The organism is Massilia sp. NP310, assembly GCF_019443485.1.
Classification (GTDB): domain Bacteria; phylum Pseudomonadota; class Gammaproteobacteria; order Burkholderiales; family Burkholderiaceae_D; genus Telluria; species Telluria timonae.
Window position 1 is genome coordinate 5,145,410 of sequence record NZ_CP080379.1, and the last position, 14,914, is coordinate 5,160,323.

A 14,914-nucleotide genomic window follows, 5' to 3' on the forward strand; every position below is an offset into this window, starting at 1 on the left:
AACTGGCCTGGGTCAATGCCGAGTCGATCGAGGTCGGCGGCGGCTACCAAGTCTGAGTGGAAGGAAGCGCGATGCGATCCGGATGGCAGCATCCGGAACTGGGCGGATGACATTTGTCAGCCAGGATTGATGGCAAGCGATTCTGTCGGGCCGGCGGCGGCACCGACATACTGGTTTCACACCAACTCGTGAGGAAACCATGTCCACTCCCGTCCTGAAAGCAATCGCCGCCGCCATCGGCTTCACCCTGTCCGGCACGACCCTGGCCGCCGCCACCCTGGTCCAGGACGTGCGCGTCTTCGACGGCAAGGCCGTGCACGAACGCCGTTCGGTGCTGTTCGAGGGCGGCGTCATCGTCGACGCCGACTTCCGCGGCGCGCCGCCCGCGGGCAGCCGCATCGTCGGCGGCGCCGGTCGCACCCTGCTGCCGGGCCTGATCGATGCCCATACCCACGCGTTCAGGCAGCTCGACCTGCCGCTGCTGTTCGGCGTCACCACGCAGGTCGACATGTTCACCGCCGTGCCGCTGATGCAGGAGGTCAAGGGCAGCATGGCGGCCGGCCGCAATGCGGGGCGGGCCGACATGTTCTCGGCCGGCACCCTGGCCACCGCCCCGAACGGGCACGGCACCCAGTACGGCCTGCCCATCCCGACCCTGAGCCGGCCGGAGCAGGCGCGCGACTTCGTCGACGCGCGTATCGCCGAAGGCTCCGACTTCATCAAGATCGTGCTCGAAGCCGGCGGGCAGGGCACGAGCAGCATGAATTCGCTCGACCTGGCGACCGCCAGGGCGCTGATCGTGGCCGCCCACCTGCGCGGCAAGCTGGCCGTGGTCCACGTCAGCAACGAGCGCGATGCGCGCGCCGCGCTGGAGGCCGGCGCCGACGGCCTGGTGCACCTGTTCCTGGGCGCCGCGCCCGATCGACAGGCTGTCGACGGCCTGGCCCGGCTGGCCAGGACCAGGGGCGCCTTCGTGATCCCGACCTTCGCGGTCCTGGAAAGCATGGCCGGCGTGCGCGGCGACGACCTGCTCGCCGACGCCCGGCTGGCGGCGCTGGTCGACCGCGAAGGCGCCGCCACGCTCAAGGCGCGTTATGGCGCGCAGGCGCGGCCGCAGGCGCTGGCGGCGCCGAAAGCCGTCACCGCGGCATTGCGCAAGGCCGGCGTGCCGATCCTGGCCGGGACCGATGCGGGCAACGCCGGCACCCTGTACGGCATCAGCATGCACCGCGAACTGGCGGCGCTGGTCGAGGCCGGCCTGAGTCCGGCCGAGGCGCTGGCCGCCGCCACCAGCGCGCCGGCCGCGGCCTTCAGGCTGGGCCGGCGCGGCTGCATCGCCAGGGGCTGCAAGGCCGACCTGCTGCTGGTCGAGGGCAATCCCGCGGCCGACGTCCGGGCCACGCGCCACATCGTCGAGGTGTGGAAGGATGGCCAGAGCGCCAATCCCCTGCGCGATGCGCGACGCCAGCGGGTGGCGCAGGAAAGCGGCGGCGCCACCCGCCAGGCGCTGCCGCCGGATGGCCGCATCAGCCACTTCAGCGCCAGCCGCCTGGGCAGCCCGTTCGGCAGCGGCTGGCTGCCGTCGACCGACCAGTTCGCGGGCGGCAAGTCGACCGTCAGGCTCGACGTGCTGCCGCCGCTGCCCGACGGGCAAGTGCCGCTGGCGGTGCGCGCCACGGTCGCGCCGGGCCTGCCGTTCGCCTGGTCCAGCGTGGCCTTCATGCCCGGCGCCCAGCCGATGCAGCCGGCCGACCTGAGCGCGGCGAAGATCCTGCGCTTCAAGGTGCGCGGCGACGGCAAGACCTACCAGGTGATGATGATGGGCGCCGGCAGCCAGCGGCCAGCCATGGTGCCCTTCGTGGCCAAGGGGGAATGGGAAGAAGTGAGCGTGCCCTTGTCGGCCTTCGCCGGCATCGATCCGGCCGCCGTCGCCATGCTAGCATTCAGTGCCGGACCGCAACCGGGCGACTACCGCTTCGAACTCGCCGACGTGCGCCTGCTGGAGCAAGAATGATGACCGAGCCAACCATGATGACGACGCTCCGAAACGCGCTGGCGCGCCCCTGGATCCCGCCCGCCTACGGCAGGCTGCAATACCTGTGGCTGCTGTCGCTCGGCTACCTGTTCTGGAAGTTCGCCTATGTGGCGCCCGGCGCGCTGGAGGCGGCCCTGCTGGCGCTGACGCTGCCGGTCTTCGTCGCGCTGTACTGCTTCAGCTTCTGGGCACGCGGCTGGCAGGTCCACGCCTGCGTGGCGGCCGGCTGCCTGCTCGGCGCAGCGTGGGCGCACTGGAATCCGGGCGCCGCCTGCTTCTTCATCTTTGCCTGCGCCATGTGCGCCCGCATCCCGCGGCCCGGCCACGCCGTCGGCGGCATGCTGGCGGTGCTCGCCGGTGGGACGGCGGCGTCGTTCCTGGTCGAGGGCCGGATGCAGCTGGTGTTCCTGTTGCCGCTGCTGCTGGTCGGCCTGCCGGTGGGCCTGTCGACCCTGATGGACCAGCGCCTGCGCGACTCGCGCGCCCGCCTGATGCGCAAGCAGGAAGAAGTCGAGCACATGGCGCGCATCGCCGAGCGCGAACGCATCTCGCGCGACCTGCACGACCTGCTCGGCCATTCGCTGTCGCTGATCGCCCTCAAGGCCGAACTGGCGCGCAAGCTGGCCGGCCGCGACGACGCCGCCTGCGCGCGCGAAATCGCCGACATCGAAGCCAGCGCGCGCACCGCCCTGGCCGAGGTGCGCACGGCCGTCACCGGCTACCGCGAGAGCGGCCTGGCCCAGGCCCTGGCCAGCGCCCGCGCCAGCCTGCAGGCGGCCGACGTGGCGCTCGACGAACGGGTCGAGCGCATCGAGCTGGCCCCGGCCGCCGAGCACGTGCTGGCGCTGGCGGTGCGCGAAGCGGTGACGAACATCGTGCGCCACGCCCGGGCGTCGCGCTGCACGCTGTCGCTGAGCCGCGAAGCCGGCCACGCCGTGCTGCGCGTGCACGACGACGGCCGCCTGCGCGATACCGATGAGTTAAGGCATGGCAATGGGCTGGCCGGCATGCAGGAGCGGGTGGCGGCGCTCGGCGGGCGCTTGAAACTGGCGGCCGGCGACGGCCTGGCGCTCGAGCTGCAGGTGCCGGCATGATCCGCGTCCTGATCGCCGAAGACCAGAAGCTGGTGCTGGGGGCCCTGAGCGCGCTGCTGCGGCTGGAGCCGGACATCGAGGTGGTGGCCGGCGCGCTCGATGGCCGCGAGGCGCTGGCCCTGTGCGAGCGCCTCGTTCCCGACATCGTGCTGACCGATATCGAGATGCCGCACATGACCGGCATCGAACTGGCGCAGGCGCTGTCGTCGAGAAAGCTGGCGTGCCGCGTGGTGGTGGTGACGACCTTCGCCCGCAGCGGCTACCTGCGGCGCGCGATGGAGGCGGGCGTGCGCGGCTACCTGCTCAAGGATGCGCCGGTCGAGGCGCTGGCCGACGCCATCCGCGTCGTGCATGGCGGCGGGCGCGCGATCGCGCCCGAGCTGGCTTTGGAAAGCTGGAACGGCGGCGGCGACCCGCTGACCGAGCGCGAACGGCAAGTGCTGCGCCTGGCGGGAGAAGGGCGCTCGAGCGTCGAGATCGCGCGCCAGGTCCACCTGTCGGAGGGGACGGTGCGCAACTATCTGTCGGAGGCGATCAGCAAGCTGGGCGCCGGGAATCGCGTGGAAGCGTACCGGATGGCGCGCGATGCGGGTTGGCTATGACGGCTGGCTATGATGGCTGCGTGAAGCGGCGTTCGCGCTGGCCGTTGCGCCGTAGCGGGACCCATTGCATAGGCTTGGGTGCACGCCGGGAAGGCGTCCTGGGCACGATCGGCTGCTGCGGCACATGGGTCAGCGGATAGATGAAGCTGAGGTACAGCAAGATCGTCAGCATCAAGAGGAAGGTGCACAGCCAGACCATCAGCATATTGCTGGCATGCCAGATCACGATGCCGCTGGCGCCGAAGGGCATCATCAGGAGCAGGGCGGCGAACGAGCGCAGCATGGCGTCGCGGTTCATGCGGTGGCCGGCCATCGCGACCAGGAAAAAGCCGCCCGAGCCGAGCGCCACGCCGACCAGCACGATATACGGCTCGATCCAGTCCGGGATGCCGTGCGCGGTCGAGGCCAGCAAGGCGGCCGGTAACAGGATGCCGAACACGCCGCCAGCCAGGCTGAGCAGGCGAATCACGCGCATGGCCCGTCCGCGGAAGACGGGTCGTGCGGCACGTGCTACGGAAGTTGGTTTCATGGCGCCTCGAAGGTGGGCAGGAAGTAACGTCCGGCAACACGTCGCGGTTGACGCGAGGTTGACACGATCTTGACGTCAGCATAGCCGACATTGCCTGGCGCGTGAACCAGGCGTGTTCTAGTGACCCACGCTCTTCGAAAACAGGTTGATGACCAGCACGCCGGCGATGATCAGGGCCAGGCCGGCGATCGCCGCCAGGTCCAGGCTTTGCCGGAAATACAACCAGCTGACCAGGGAGATGAGCACGATGCCGACACCGGACCAGATCGCATAGGCGATGCCGGTAGGCAGCACGCGCAGGCTGAAGGTGAGCAGGTAGAACGACAGGGCGTAGCAGCCGACCGTGATCAGGCTCGGCAGCGGGCGGGTAAAACTGTCGGAGGCCTTGAGGGCGGTGGTGCCGATCACTTCGGCGACGATGGCAAAGCCAAGGAAGATATAGGCTTGATTCAGGGTCATCAGGAAGAAAAACGGCCCGTCGCCGGGCCGCGTTGGGGTTTATTGTTCGCGCTGCCAGGTCTGGGTGCGGCCGAACATCGGGGCGCCGACATAGCCGCGCACTTCGAGCTTGCTGCCGTTGTCGGCCAGGCTGGCCTTGCTCTTGTAGGTCTTGCCGTTGGACGGATCGAGGATCTGGCCGCCGGTGTATTCGTTGCCTTCTTTCTTGAGGCCGGAGAGGATCGTCATGCCGATGATCGGCTGGTCCTTGCGCGCGTCGCTGCACTTGACGCACTTGGGATTCTGGTCCTGGTCCGCCGGGCGGAACAGTTTCTCGATCTTGCCGGTCAGGACGCCGCCTTCTTCGGTGATGCGCACCAGCGCCTTCGGCTTGCCGGTTTCGTCATCGATGGTTTTCCAGGTGCCGACCGGCGAGGCGCTCTGCGCGAGGGCGGCGGTGGGCAGGGCGAGCATGGCGGCGGTGATCAGGCCGACGTGCATCAGGTGGCGCATGGTAGGTCTCCAGTATTGTTGTTGGTACGGCAGAGTGTAGCAAAGTCGCCTGGAGACAGGACGGCCTGAAATCAGAGGATTCCCTCCAAAACTACGGCGCGTTGCGCACGTCTTCCGGCGTGACCTGGTGGCGCCGCTCGGCCGGGCGGGTCAGCACCCGCATCGTCACTTCCAGCGGCACGCCGAGCTCGGCGAGCTGGCGCGCGGCGCTGGTGCGCTGGTCGATGGACGCCTCGTGAATCACGGCGTCGATGCGCAGGGAGGTCTTGTAGTCGCTTCGTCGGTCCATGGGCAGATCGTATCATGTATTTATTAGATGCCATTTCTCATGAAACGGTGCTCGATTGCGAGGCCAATCTATTTTTTTTCGATGCAAATTTCCCTCTAATTAATGTATCTTGTGGCATCTTTACCAAAGGTAAATCTTCAACCTCTCCCACGCGACAAGGACTTTGCATGAACGATCTGGTAACCGCCATCAATGGCATCATCTGGAGCCCCGCGCTGATCGCGCTGTGCCTGGGCGTGGGGCTGTATTTTTCGCTCCGGTCACGATTCCTGCAGGTGCGCCATGTGCGGGAGATGACCCGCCTGATGCTTGAAGGAAAAAGCTCGGAGCAGGGCGTGTCCTCCTTCCAGGCACTGACGATGACGCTCGCCGGCCGGGTCGGCACCGGCAACATCGCCGGCGTGGCCACCGCCATCACCTTCGGCGGTCCTGGCGCGGTGTTCTGGATGTGGGTGGTAGCCTTCCTGGGCGCCAGCTCGGCCTTCGTCGAGTCGACGCTGGGCCAGGTCTACAAGGAGCAGATCGGCAAGCAGTACCGCGGCGGTCCCGCCTTCTATATCGAAAAGGGCCTGGGCATCAAATGGTATGCCTGGACCTTCGCGATCGCGACGGTGTTCGCCACCGGCCTGCTGCTGCCCGGCGTGCAGGCCAACTCGATCGCCGAGGGGCTGAAGACGGCCGTCGGCATCGATCCGAACGTCACCGCCGCCGTCCTGGCCATTGCGCTGGCCTTCATCATTTTCGGCGGCGTCAAGCGCATCGCGACCTTCGCCGAGCTGGTGGTGCCTTTCATGGCGCTGGGCTATATCGTGGTTGCCTGCGTCATCGTGTTCCTGCACATTGAACAGTTGCCGGCGGTAATCTCGCTGATCGTCAGCTCCGCCTTCGGCCTTGACGCCGGCTTTGGCGCCATCATCGGCATGGCCATCATGTGGGGCGTCAAGCGCGGCGTGTACTCGAACGAGGCAGGCCAGGGCACCGGCCCGCACGCCTCATCCGCCGCCGAAGTCAGCCATCCGGCCAAGCAGGGCCTGGTGCAGGGCTTCTCGGTCTACATCGACACCCTGTTCGTGTGCTCGGCCACCGCCTTCATGCTCCTGATTACCGGCCAGTACAACGTCGAGGCGCCGGACGGCACCCAGATGTTCGTCGGCGTGCAGGGCGTGGCGGCCGGCCCCGGCTACGTGCAGACCGCGCTCGAGAACGTGATGCCGGGCTTCGGCGCGCTGTTCGTGGCGATCGCGCTACTGTTCTTCGCCTTCACCACGATCGTCGCCTATTACTATATCGCCGAGACCAATATCGCCTACATGGACCGCCATGCGCGCCATCCGTGGCTGAATTTCGCGCTCAAGATCGCGATCGTGGCCGCTACCGTCTACGGCGCTGTCAAGACCGCCGATGTCGCCTGGGCGCTGGGCGACATGGGCGTAGGCCTGATGGCCTGGTTGAACATCGTGGCGATCGTCCTGCTGCGCAACGTCGCTTTCAAGTGCCTGCGCGACTACGAAGCGCAGAAGAAAGCCGGCAAGGATCCGGTCTTCGATCCGGTCGCGCTCGGCATCAAGAACGCCGACTATTGGGTGCAGCGTAACGCCGCGTCGCCCACGCAGCAAGATAGCGTGCGCCTCGACACGCCGGTAAAGTAAGACGCTATTCGCGCAGCGCCTGCGCCGGCCGCAGGCGCATCGCCGCCAGCGCGTGGCGCAGGGTGGCCGCCAGCGTCACCGCGCAGGCCAGCAGCAGTCCCAGCGCCAGCGTCCAGCCGCCGATCGGCGCCCGGGTGGCGAAACCTGTCAGGTAGTGCTCGATCGCGATCCAGGCCAGCGGCAGGCCGAGGGCGGCCCCGCCCGCCACGAGCAGGCCGATGTCGCGCGCCACCAGCCGGCCAATCGCGCCGCGGCTGGCGCCATACAGCTTGCGCAGCACGATCTCCTTTTCCCGCCGTTGCACGGTGTAGGCGGCCAGCACATAGATGCCGAAGGCCGCGATGGCGCTGGCGATGGCGCTCGACGCGGCCAGCAATTGCGACAGGCGCAGGTCGTCGGCGTAGAACAGGTCCGTGGCCACCTTCTGCATGCGCATGACGCCCAGGGTCTCGTTCGGGAAGTGGCGCGGCCACAGCGCCTCGATGGCGCGCGCGGTCGCATCGGGGGTGGCGCGGGTGCGCACCGTGAACATGCCGACCCGGTCGTTCAGGACGTAGGCGGCCGGCGCTTGCTCGTCGCGCGCCGAGCGGTGGCGGATGTCGGGGGCGACGCCGACGATGCGCACCGCGTCCCGGCCTGCTCCGGGCCTGAGAAGCGTCTTGCCGATCGCGTCGTGCGGGCTGGCGAAGCCCAGCCGGCGCGCGGCGCTGGCATTGATCACGACCCGGTCGGGCTGCTTCGGCTGGTCGAGCGCCGCATCGAACAGGCGTCCCGCCAGCGGCTTGACGCCGAACACGTCGAAGAATTCCGGGCTGACCGCATAGTTTTGCAGGTCGATCACCGCGCCGCCCTCGCGCCGCAGGCTGGTGATGTTGTGCCCGACGCTGAACGGCATATGCGACAGGGCCACGCCGGCCACGTCGGGCAGGCGCGCGATTTCGTCGCGCAGGGCCCGGATGCGCGCGTCGCGCGCGTCGTTAATGGCCGGGAACATCAGTAGCGGCGCCATGTCGAAACCGGGATCGAGCGCGCTGGCATGCCGCGTCTGCCAGCTCACCGCCAGCGTCGTGGCCGTCAAACCCATGGCGGTCGCCAGCTGCACGACGGTCAGCACGCGCCGCAGCCACAGGCCGCGCGCGGTCTCGCTGGCGCCGCGTCCGGCCAGCGCGGCGCCGGGGCGCACGCGCAGCGCCGACCAGGTCGGGTACGCGCCCGCGGCCAGGCCGAGCAGCAGCCCGAGCGCCAGCGTGGCGGCCAGCGCGACAGGGCTGAACATGGCATCGAACTCGCGCTGCACCAGGTCGGAAAACGCCGGCAGCAGCAGCCAGGCCAGCAACAGCCCGAGCAGGGTGGCGAGCAGGCAGATCAACACCGACTCGGCCAGGAACTGGCGCGCCACCGCCGGCGCCGACGCGCCCAGCACCTTGCGCATCGCGATCTCGCGCTGGCGCGCGAGCGTGCGCACGGTGGCCAGGTTGACGTAATTGGTCGCCGCCAGCAGCAGGATCAGGCCGGCCACCACGGCCAGGCCCAGCATGCCCTGGCGGTTGCCGTGCTCGATCATCGCGCCATCCACGTCGGGCGCCAGGTAGGCATCCGCGAGCGGGTCGAGCCGGTAGTCGATCAGGTCGCGCCCGCCCAGGGCCGCCACCTGTTCGGCGAAATTGCGCCGCACCAGGGACGACTCGCGCAGCTGGCGCCGGATGTTGTCGAGCACGCGCTCCGGATCGGCGCCGTCCAGCAGTTTCACATAGACGGCGCCGCCGCTGAAGCCCCATGAAGTCTCCAGTTCGCGGCGCACTTCGGCGGGAAGGAAGGGCCCGTCGAAGCCGGCCAGCGCCTCGTACGGCGTCGTCGTGGCCGCGGGCTGGTCTTCCAGCACCGCCGCCACGGTATAGGTGGCGCCGTCTCCCTGCAGCGTGGCGCCGATCGCGTCGATGCGGCCGAACAGCTTGAGCGCCGTGGCGCGGCTCAGCGCCAGCGCCCCGGGCCTGGCGAGCGCGGCCTGCAGGTCGCCGGCTAGCACCCTTGGCGAGAAGATCTGCTGGAAGGCCGGATCGACCAGGGTCAGCCTGAAAGCCTTGACCTGGTTGCCGACCCGCGCATCCAGGGGGCGCGACACGAAGGCCGTGGCGAGCACCGGCTGGCCGCTGGCCAGCGCGGCGTCGCGCGCGGGCAGGCTCGCCATGGGATCCCATTTGGTCCCGAGCAGCTCCAGGTTCCAGCGTTGCAGCAGCCGGAATACCTGTTCATGCTGCGGCACGTGGCGGTCGTACGAGAACGCGTGGCGCACCAGGCCAAGCAGCAGGAAGCAGGCGGCGATGCCGGTCGCCAGCCCGAGGATCACGACCGCCGAATACGAGCGGTCCTTGGCCAGCAGTCGCCAGCCGATACGAAAGTCGCGCAGCAGCATATCGGTCTCCTCACGCCGCCTGCAGCGCGTCGACCACGATGCGCCCGTCGAGCAGGCGCACCGTGCGCGAGGCCTGGGCCGCATGCGCGGGCGAGTGGGTGACCATCACCACCGTCGTGCCCTCGGCATTGATGGTGCGCAGCAGGCGCATCACCTCGTCGCCGTGGGCGGTGTCGAGATTGCCGGTCGGTTCGTCGGCCAGCAGGACGGCCGGCCCGGCCACCAGCGCGCGCGCGATCGCCACCCGCTGCTGCTGGCCGCCCGAGAGCTGCGACGGCCGGTGCTTGCTGCGGTGGGCCACGCCCAGGCGTTCCAGCATGGCCTGCACGCGGCGCCGGCGCTCGGCGCCCGGCACGCCGGTGTATTCGAGCGCCAGTTCGACGTTCTCGAACACGCTCAATTCCTCGATCAGGTTGAAGCTCTGGAAGATGAAGCCGACCATGCCGCGCCGCAGCCCGTTCAGGCGCGCCTCGCTCCAGCCGCTGACGTCATGGCCGTCGAACAGGAAGGCGCCCGAGGTCGGCACGTCGAGCAGGCCGAGCACCCCGAGCAGGGTCGACTTGCCGCAGCCGGAAGGGCCGGTGATGGCGACGTATTCGCCGGCGCCGATCTCGAGGTCGATGCGGTCGAGGGCCGTGGTCCGGACTTCGCCGGCCAAGTGGATCTTGCTGACGCCTGAAAGTTTGAGCATAAGGAGTTTCCTGTTGAGATATCGATGATAAACCTGGTTCAATCGGTGAGCCGCAGCAGCCTGGCCTCGCCGAAGCCCGCATAACCGGACACGATGACCCGGTCGCCAGGGGCCAGGCCATGCAGCACCTCGACCTGGGTGTTGTTGCGCCGTCCCAGCTTCACCGCGCGCCGCTCGGCGTGGCCGCCGTCGGCCAGCGCGAAGACCCAGGCGCCGCCGCCGTCGTTGGCGAAGGCGCCGTTCGGCAGCAGCAGGGCCCGGGCCGACTGGCCGAGCGTGAGTTGCACGTCCATGCCTTGCCCGGGGCTGATCACGTCCGGCTGGCGCCCGGTAAACACCAGTTCGACGCTGAAGCGGCCTTCCTTGATCTGCGGGTAGACGGTGCTGACCCGCAGCGCATGGGTCTTGCCGTCCTGGGTGACGCGCCCTTCGCGGCCGGGCGTGACCCGGTTCAGGTAGAACTCGTCGACCTGGGCGCTGAGCCTGAAGCGGTCCGGGTCGTCGATGCGGCCGATGGCCTGGTCCTGGCGCACGGCCTGGCCGACCAGCAGCCGGAAGTCGGTCAGCACGCCGTCGCTCGGCGCGCGCACCGCCAGCGCATCGACCGTGGCCGCCACCAGGTCGAGGCCCGAGGCCAGGCCGCGGATCGCCTGGTCCATCTGCGCCAGCGCGCGCCCGCGCACGTCCTGCTCGCGCGCCATGCCGCGTCCTTCCTCGTCCAGCGCGCGGCGCGCCCGCGCCAGCCTGTCGCCCGATTCCTCCAGCGCCACCGCCGAGATGAAGCCGGCGCGCGCCAGCCGCAGGTTGCGGGCATGCTGCTTGTCGGCCTGGTCGAGCGCGAAGGCGAGGTCGTTCAGGCGCCGCTGGTGGTCGGTGCGCACCGCTTCCTGCGCCACCTGCAGGTTGGCCAGGTTCGAGATCTGCTGCGCGTGTTCCGCCTGGCGCGCCAGCAGTTCCAGGTTGCGCTGCGGGTTCGACAGGCGAAACAGCAGCTCGCCTTTCTTCACCATCTGCCCGTCGCGGGCGAACACTTCCTCGACGCGGCCCGATTCGACCGCGTCGAGCATGACCGAATTGAGCGGCTCGGCCAGCGCACGCACGACGATCTCGTCGCGGAAGGTGCCCGCTTCGACCGTGGCGATGCGCAGGTCGCGCGTCTCGACCGCGAGGCCGCGCGGCAGCCACTGCCACAGCAGCAGGGCGCCGGCGGCAAGAACGGCGAACGACAGCGCGAGGCGCATGGCGCGGCGGCCGCGCCGTGGCGGCAACTGCGCGTCCATGGCGGCGCCGGTGACGGCGGGTGGGGGTATCTGGTCCATGCCGGCATCGTTTGCAAGCGCCGTGCCAGGCGATTTTGCGGGCCGCTGGAGGTTTTTTCGCGCCCACCTGTCCGGTTCCGGACAGGTGGGGTGTGCGCTTGCGGACAGGTGCGCGGGGACGGCCGCACGGCGCCATTGCGCGCTGCTAGAATGCCTGCTGACCTGTTTTCCCGCACCTCCATGAGCCAATCCGCCGCGCGCATCCTGATCCTCGACGACGACCCCGACGTCGCTTGCGCCGCGCAGATGCTGCTGCGGCGGCGCCACGGCGCGGTGGCGACGCTCGGCGATCCGGCGCGGCTCGCATCCGTGCTGGAAGCCGGCGTGCCGGACGTGGTCCTGCTCGACCTGAACTTCACGCCGGGCAGCATCGACGGCGCCGAGGGCCTCGCGGTGCTCGACCGCCTGCGCGCCATGGCCGCCGCGCCGGCCGTGATCGTCCTGACCGCCTATGCCGACGTGCCGCTGGCGGTGGAAGCGCTCAAGCGCGGCGCCGGCGACTTCATCACCAAGCCCTGGGACAATGCGCGCCTGCTGGCGGCGGTCGACGCCGCGCTGGCGCGCCGTGGCGCGAGGAGCGCCGGCGTCGACGCCGGCCTGATGGGCGACTCGCCGGCCATGCAGGGCGTCAAGGCGATGATCGCCAGCGTGGCGCCGACCATGGCCAACGTCATGGTGCTGGGCGAGAACGGCGTGGGCAAGGAACTGGTGGCGCGCGCCATCCACGCGGCGTCCAGCCGCGCGCACGGCGCCTTCCTGGCGGTCGACATGGGCGCCTTGCCGGAGGCGACTTTCGAGAGCGAGATGTTCGGCCACCGGCGCGGCGCCTTCACCGACGCCAGGTCCGACCGCGCGGGCCGTTTCCAGGCCGCCCACGGCGGCACGCTGTTTCTCGACGAGGTCGGCAACATGCCGCTGGGCGCCCAGGCCAAGCTGCTGACGGCGCTGGAGCGGCGCCAGGTGACGCCGGTCGGCGCCGACCGCGCGGAGCCGGTCGACGTGCGCATCGTCAGCGCCACCAATCTCGACGAGGCGAGCCTGTTTGATGCGGCGGTGTTCCGCACCGACCTGCTGTTCCGGTTGAACACGATCGTGATCCGCGTGCCGCCGCTGCGCGAACGGCGGGGCGATATCCCGGCGCTGCTGCACCACTACCTTTCGCTGTACGAAAGCCAGTATGGCCGGCCGGTGCGCGAGCTGGCGCCGGGCGCGCTCGAGCGCTTGTGCGCCCGGGACTGGCCGGGCAATGTGCGGGCGCTGCGCCACGCCTGCGAACGCGCGGTCATCCTCGGCAACCGTCCCGACTACCATGTCGACGATTTCGGCCTGGCGCCGCCGCCACCGCCGCCGGTAGCGGCGTCCGCGCCGGCAGGGGAAGAATTCAAGCTCGGCGCGCTGGAGCGCGAGACCATCGCGGCCGCCATGGAGCAGGCCAGGGGCAACATCAGCCTGGCCGCGCGCCTGCTGGGCCTGAGCCGCGCCGCGCTGTACCGCAAGCTGGGCAAGCATGGGATCTAGGGCCGGCATCTGGATTGCCCTGACCGGCATGCTGGCGCTGGCGTTCGGCGCGGGCGTGCTGCACGATTCGCCGCGCCTGCAGGTGACGTGCGCGCTGGCGGCCTTGCCGCTGCTGGCGTTGCTGTGGTGGTGCGTGGAGCGCCTGGCCCGGGCGCACCCGGCGCCGCTCGTGGTGCCGGATGCCGGCATAGATCAGCGCGCGCTGCTCGACAGCGCGCTGGCCTTCGAGGCGCGGCTCGAGCATGCGCCGATCGCCTTGTTCTCGATTGACGCCGCCGACAGCGTGGCACCGCTCAACGCCAGCGCGCGCAAGCTGGTCGCGCCGGGTCGCGCGCTCGACGCCGGCGCGCTGTATCGCCAGCTGGCCACGCAGGCGGGACAGCGGAGGCTGGTCGAATTCGAGTCCGAGCGCGGCGTCGAGCGGGCGCTGGCGGCGGTCTCGATGCTGACCCTGCACGGCGCGCCGCAGCGCCTCGCCGCGCTGATGCCGGTCGAGAGCGAGCTGGAGGCCGAAGCCCTCAAGTCGTGGCGCCAGCTGGTGCACGTGCTGACCCACGAGATCATGAATTCGCTGACGCCGATCGCTTCGCTGTCGCGCACCGCGCGCGACCTGCTGGACGACGCATTGGACGGATCCGCGGCCGGCCTGCCGCCGGACGTCGGCGCCGACCTGAAGACGGCGCTGGATGCGATCAACCGCCGCGCCGACAGCCTGGTCGATTTCGTCGCCAGCTACCGCAGCCTGTCGAACCTGCCGGCAGCGCGGCCCGAGCGGGTGGCGCTGGCCGCTTTGTTCGATCGGGTCGATGCGCTGGTGGGACCAGGCTGGCGCGCGCGCGGTGGGAACGTGAGGTTCACGGTCGAACCGGCCTCGCTGGAGTTGATGGTGGATCCGGGCCAGCTGGAGCAGGCGCTGATCAACCTGCTCAAGAACGCCTTCGAAGCCACCCGGGCCGGCGGGCAGGCCCGGGTCGAGGCGCGCCTGGTGCGCGGCAGCCGCCTGCGCATCGAGGTCGTGGACGATGGCGCGGGCATTCCCGAGGCCTCGGTCCCCCACATCTTCACGCCGTTCTATACGACGAAGAAGCAGGGCGGGGGGATCGGGCTGGCGATGGTGCGCCACCTGGTCCATGCCAACGGCGGCACGGTGCGCTATGCGAAATCGGTGGGCCAGGGCGCCCGCTTCGTGATCGGTTTCTAGCCGGCCGCGAAATACGACAGGAACATCGACACCGCGGCGTCGATGACGCGCTCCTGTTCTTGCGGCGCGAGCGGCGCGGCGCCCATCGCGATCTGCGGCCAGAAGGCGAAGGTCTTGATCTGGCCCTGCAGCAGCGTGGCGGCGAACGACGGGTCGCCCGCCTTGAGCTTGCCGTCGGCCTGGGCCGCGCGGATCCAGGCCGTGACGCCTTCTTCGCGCTCGCCCAGGCGCGCCAGGATGGGCAGCGTGCGCTCGGGCGCGTGGATCGCCTCGCCGATCGCCACCCGCGCCAGCGCGATGAATTCCGGATCGGCCAGGGTGCGCATCTTCAGCGCCATCAATTCGACCAGCTGCGCGCGCAGGCTGCGCTCGGGACGGTAGCCCAGTTCGAGCTCGCCGGCGCTGCTTTCGAACATCTGCATCACCGTTTCGGCGAACAGCTCTTCCTTGCTGGCGAAGTGGTTGTAGACGGTGCGCTTCGAGACTTCCGCAAGCGCCGCGATGGCATCCATGCTCGCGGCTTCGTAACCGTGGACGCGAAACTGCTCGGCAGCGGCAGCCAGGATGGCGCTGCGTTTTCGGTCGGTCAGGCGGGTCGGCGTGTGCATACGCGAATTCTACAC

The 14,914-nt window shown here is 69.6% G+C and carries 14 protein-coding genes; 6 read left to right on the plus strand and 8 right to left on the minus strand.

Annotated elements, in window-relative coordinates; translation table 11 throughout:
• The first annotated feature begins 199 nt into the window (after positions 1 to 199).
• From KY496_RS22710 to KY496_RS22720, 3 genes are read left to right on the plus strand one after another with little or no spacing between them, the layout of a single operon-like run.
• Positions 200 to 2,014, plus strand: coding sequence for a CIA30 family protein (locus KY496_RS22710; RefSeq protein ID WP_219862558.1), 1,815 nt, complete (start codon positions 200 to 202; stop codon positions 2,012 to 2,014).
• Entirely contained in the window at positions 2,011 to 3,129 is a 1,119-nt protein-coding gene (locus tag KY496_RS22715; protein ID WP_229520340.1) for a sensor histidine kinase, read from the plus strand. The genes KY496_RS22710 and KY496_RS22715 overlap by 4 nt, the downstream gene beginning before the upstream one ends.
• Positions 3,126 to 3,731, plus strand: coding sequence for a response regulator transcription factor (locus KY496_RS22720; RefSeq protein ID WP_071360424.1), 606 nt, complete (start codon positions 3,126 to 3,128; stop codon positions 3,729 to 3,731). The genes KY496_RS22715 and KY496_RS22720 overlap by 4 nt, the downstream gene beginning before the upstream one ends.
• Positions 3,732 to 3,738: 7 nt before the next feature.
• Here the strand turns inward: KY496_RS22720 and KY496_RS22725 are convergent, their stop codons facing one another.
• From KY496_RS22725 to KY496_RS22740, 4 genes are all read right to left on the minus strand, one after another.
• A complete protein-coding gene (locus KY496_RS22725) occupies positions 3,739 to 4,206 on the minus strand; it encodes a hypothetical protein (protein WP_071360423.1) in 468 nt (155 codons plus the stop codon).
• 171 nt (positions 4,207 to 4,377) lie between these two features.
• Positions 4,378 to 4,719 (minus strand): SMR family transporter, encoded by a 342-nt coding sequence (locus tag KY496_RS22730; protein WP_005667942.1) that lies wholly within the window; start codon positions 4,717 to 4,719, stop codon positions 4,378 to 4,380.
• 39 nt (positions 4,720 to 4,758) lie between these two features.
• Entirely contained in the window at positions 4,759 to 5,211 is a 453-nt protein-coding gene (locus KY496_RS22735; RefSeq protein ID WP_219862560.1) for a DUF2147 domain-containing protein, read from the minus strand.
• A 91-nt stretch (positions 5,212 to 5,302) separates the two neighbouring features.
• Positions 5,303 to 5,500: a hypothetical protein gene (locus tag KY496_RS22740; protein WP_005667945.1), complete on the minus strand. Its 198-nt coding sequence runs from the start codon at positions 5,498 to 5,500 to the stop codon at positions 5,303 to 5,305.
• Positions 5,501 to 5,667: 167 nt separating this feature from the next.
• Here KY496_RS22740 and KY496_RS22745 point away from each other — a divergent pair, with 167 nt between their 5' ends.
• Positions 5,668 to 7,149 carry a sodium:alanine symporter family protein gene (locus KY496_RS22745; protein ID WP_005667946.1) on the plus strand — a complete coding sequence of 494 codons (1,482 nt, stop codon included), beginning with the start codon at positions 5,668 to 5,670 and terminating at the stop codon, positions 7,147 to 7,149.
• A 4-nt stretch (positions 7,150 to 7,153) separates the two neighbouring features.
• On the opposite strand, the gene KY496_RS22750 is transcribed toward KY496_RS22745, so the two are convergent.
• From KY496_RS22750 to KY496_RS22760, 3 genes are read right to left on the minus strand one after another with little or no spacing between them, the layout of a single operon-like run.
• Positions 7,154 to 9,562, minus strand: coding sequence for an ABC transporter permease (locus tag KY496_RS22750; protein WP_219862561.1), 2,409 nt, complete (start codon positions 9,560 to 9,562; stop codon positions 7,154 to 7,156).
• 10 nt (positions 9,563 to 9,572) lie between these two features.
• Positions 9,573 to 10,253 (minus strand): ABC transporter ATP-binding protein, encoded by a 681-nt coding sequence (locus tag KY496_RS22755; RefSeq protein WP_219862563.1) that lies wholly within the window; start codon positions 10,251 to 10,253, stop codon positions 9,573 to 9,575.
• Positions 10,254 to 10,291: 38 nt separating this feature from the next.
• Positions 10,292 to 11,572 carry an efflux RND transporter periplasmic adaptor subunit gene (locus KY496_RS22760; RefSeq protein WP_229520341.1) on the minus strand — a complete coding sequence of 427 codons (1,281 nt, stop codon included), beginning with the start codon at positions 11,570 to 11,572 and terminating at the stop codon, positions 10,292 to 10,294.
• 180 nt (positions 11,573 to 11,752) lie between these two features.
• Between KY496_RS22760 and KY496_RS22765 the strand changes: the two genes are divergently transcribed.
• Together KY496_RS22765 and KY496_RS22770 are read left to right on the plus strand one after the other, a co-directional pair.
• Positions 11,753 to 13,090 carry a sigma-54 dependent transcriptional regulator gene (locus KY496_RS22765; RefSeq protein ID WP_219862565.1) on the plus strand — a complete coding sequence of 446 codons (1,338 nt, stop codon included), beginning with the start codon at positions 11,753 to 11,755 and terminating at the stop codon, positions 13,088 to 13,090.
• A complete protein-coding gene (locus tag KY496_RS22770) occupies positions 13,080 to 14,291 on the plus strand; it encodes a PAS domain-containing sensor histidine kinase (RefSeq protein WP_219862567.1) in 1,212 nt (403 codons plus the stop codon). Before KY496_RS22765 ends, KY496_RS22770 begins: the two co-directional genes overlap by 11 nt.
• Here the strand turns inward: KY496_RS22770 and KY496_RS22775 are convergent.
• Complete coding sequence (locus KY496_RS22775) at positions 14,288 to 14,899, minus strand: TetR/AcrR family transcriptional regulator (RefSeq protein WP_005667954.1); 612 nt, start codon at positions 14,897 to 14,899, stop codon at positions 14,288 to 14,290. The genes KY496_RS22770 and KY496_RS22775 overlap by 4 nt on opposite strands.
• Between the last annotated feature and the right edge of the window lie 15 nt (positions 14,900 to 14,914).

Excerpts from the sequence above, each read along its gene's own strand:
- KY496_RS22710 (WP_219862558.1), top strand. The coding sequence starts at position 200 with ATGTCCACTCCCGTCCTGAAAGCAATCGCCGCCGCCATCGGCTTCACC.
- KY496_RS22715 (WP_229520340.1), top strand. The coding sequence starts at position 2,011 with ATGATGACCGAGCCAACCATGATGACGACGCTCCGAAACGCGCTGGCG.
- KY496_RS22720 (WP_071360424.1), top strand. The coding sequence starts at position 3,126 with ATGATCCGCGTCCTGATCGCCGAAGACCAGAAGCTGGTGCTGGGGGCC.
- KY496_RS22725 (WP_071360423.1), bottom strand. The coding sequence starts at position 4,206 with ATGCGCGTGATTCGCCTGCTCAGCCTGGCTGGCGGCGTGTTCGGCATC.
- KY496_RS22730 (WP_005667942.1), bottom strand. The coding sequence starts at position 4,719 with ATGACCCTGAATCAAGCCTATATCTTCCTTGGCTTTGCCATCGTCGCC.
- KY496_RS22735 (WP_219862560.1), bottom strand. The coding sequence starts at position 5,211 with ATGCGCCACCTGATGCACGTCGGCCTGATCACCGCCGCCATGCTCGCC.
- KY496_RS22740 (WP_005667945.1), bottom strand. The coding sequence starts at position 5,500 with ATGGACCGACGAAGCGACTACAAGACCTCCCTGCGCATCGACGCCGTG.
- KY496_RS22745 (WP_005667946.1), top strand. The coding sequence starts at position 5,668 with ATGAACGATCTGGTAACCGCCATCAATGGCATCATCTGGAGCCCCGCG.
- KY496_RS22750 (WP_219862561.1), bottom strand. The coding sequence starts at position 9,562 with ATGCTGCTGCGCGACTTTCGTATCGGCTGGCGACTGCTGGCCAAGGAC.
- KY496_RS22755 (WP_219862563.1), bottom strand. The coding sequence starts at position 10,253 with ATGCTCAAACTTTCAGGCGTCAGCAAGATCCACTTGGCCGGCGAAGTC.
- KY496_RS22760 (WP_229520341.1), bottom strand. The coding sequence starts at position 11,572 with ATGGACCAGATACCCCCACCCGCCGTCACCGGCGCCGCCATGGACGCG.
- KY496_RS22765 (WP_219862565.1), top strand. The coding sequence starts at position 11,753 with ATGAGCCAATCCGCCGCGCGCATCCTGATCCTCGACGACGACCCCGAC.
- KY496_RS22770 (WP_219862567.1), top strand. The coding sequence starts at position 13,080 with ATGGGATCTAGGGCCGGCATCTGGATTGCCCTGACCGGCATGCTGGCG.
- KY496_RS22775 (WP_005667954.1), bottom strand. The coding sequence starts at position 14,899 with ATGCACACGCCGACCCGCCTGACCGACCGAAAACGCAGCGCCATCCTG.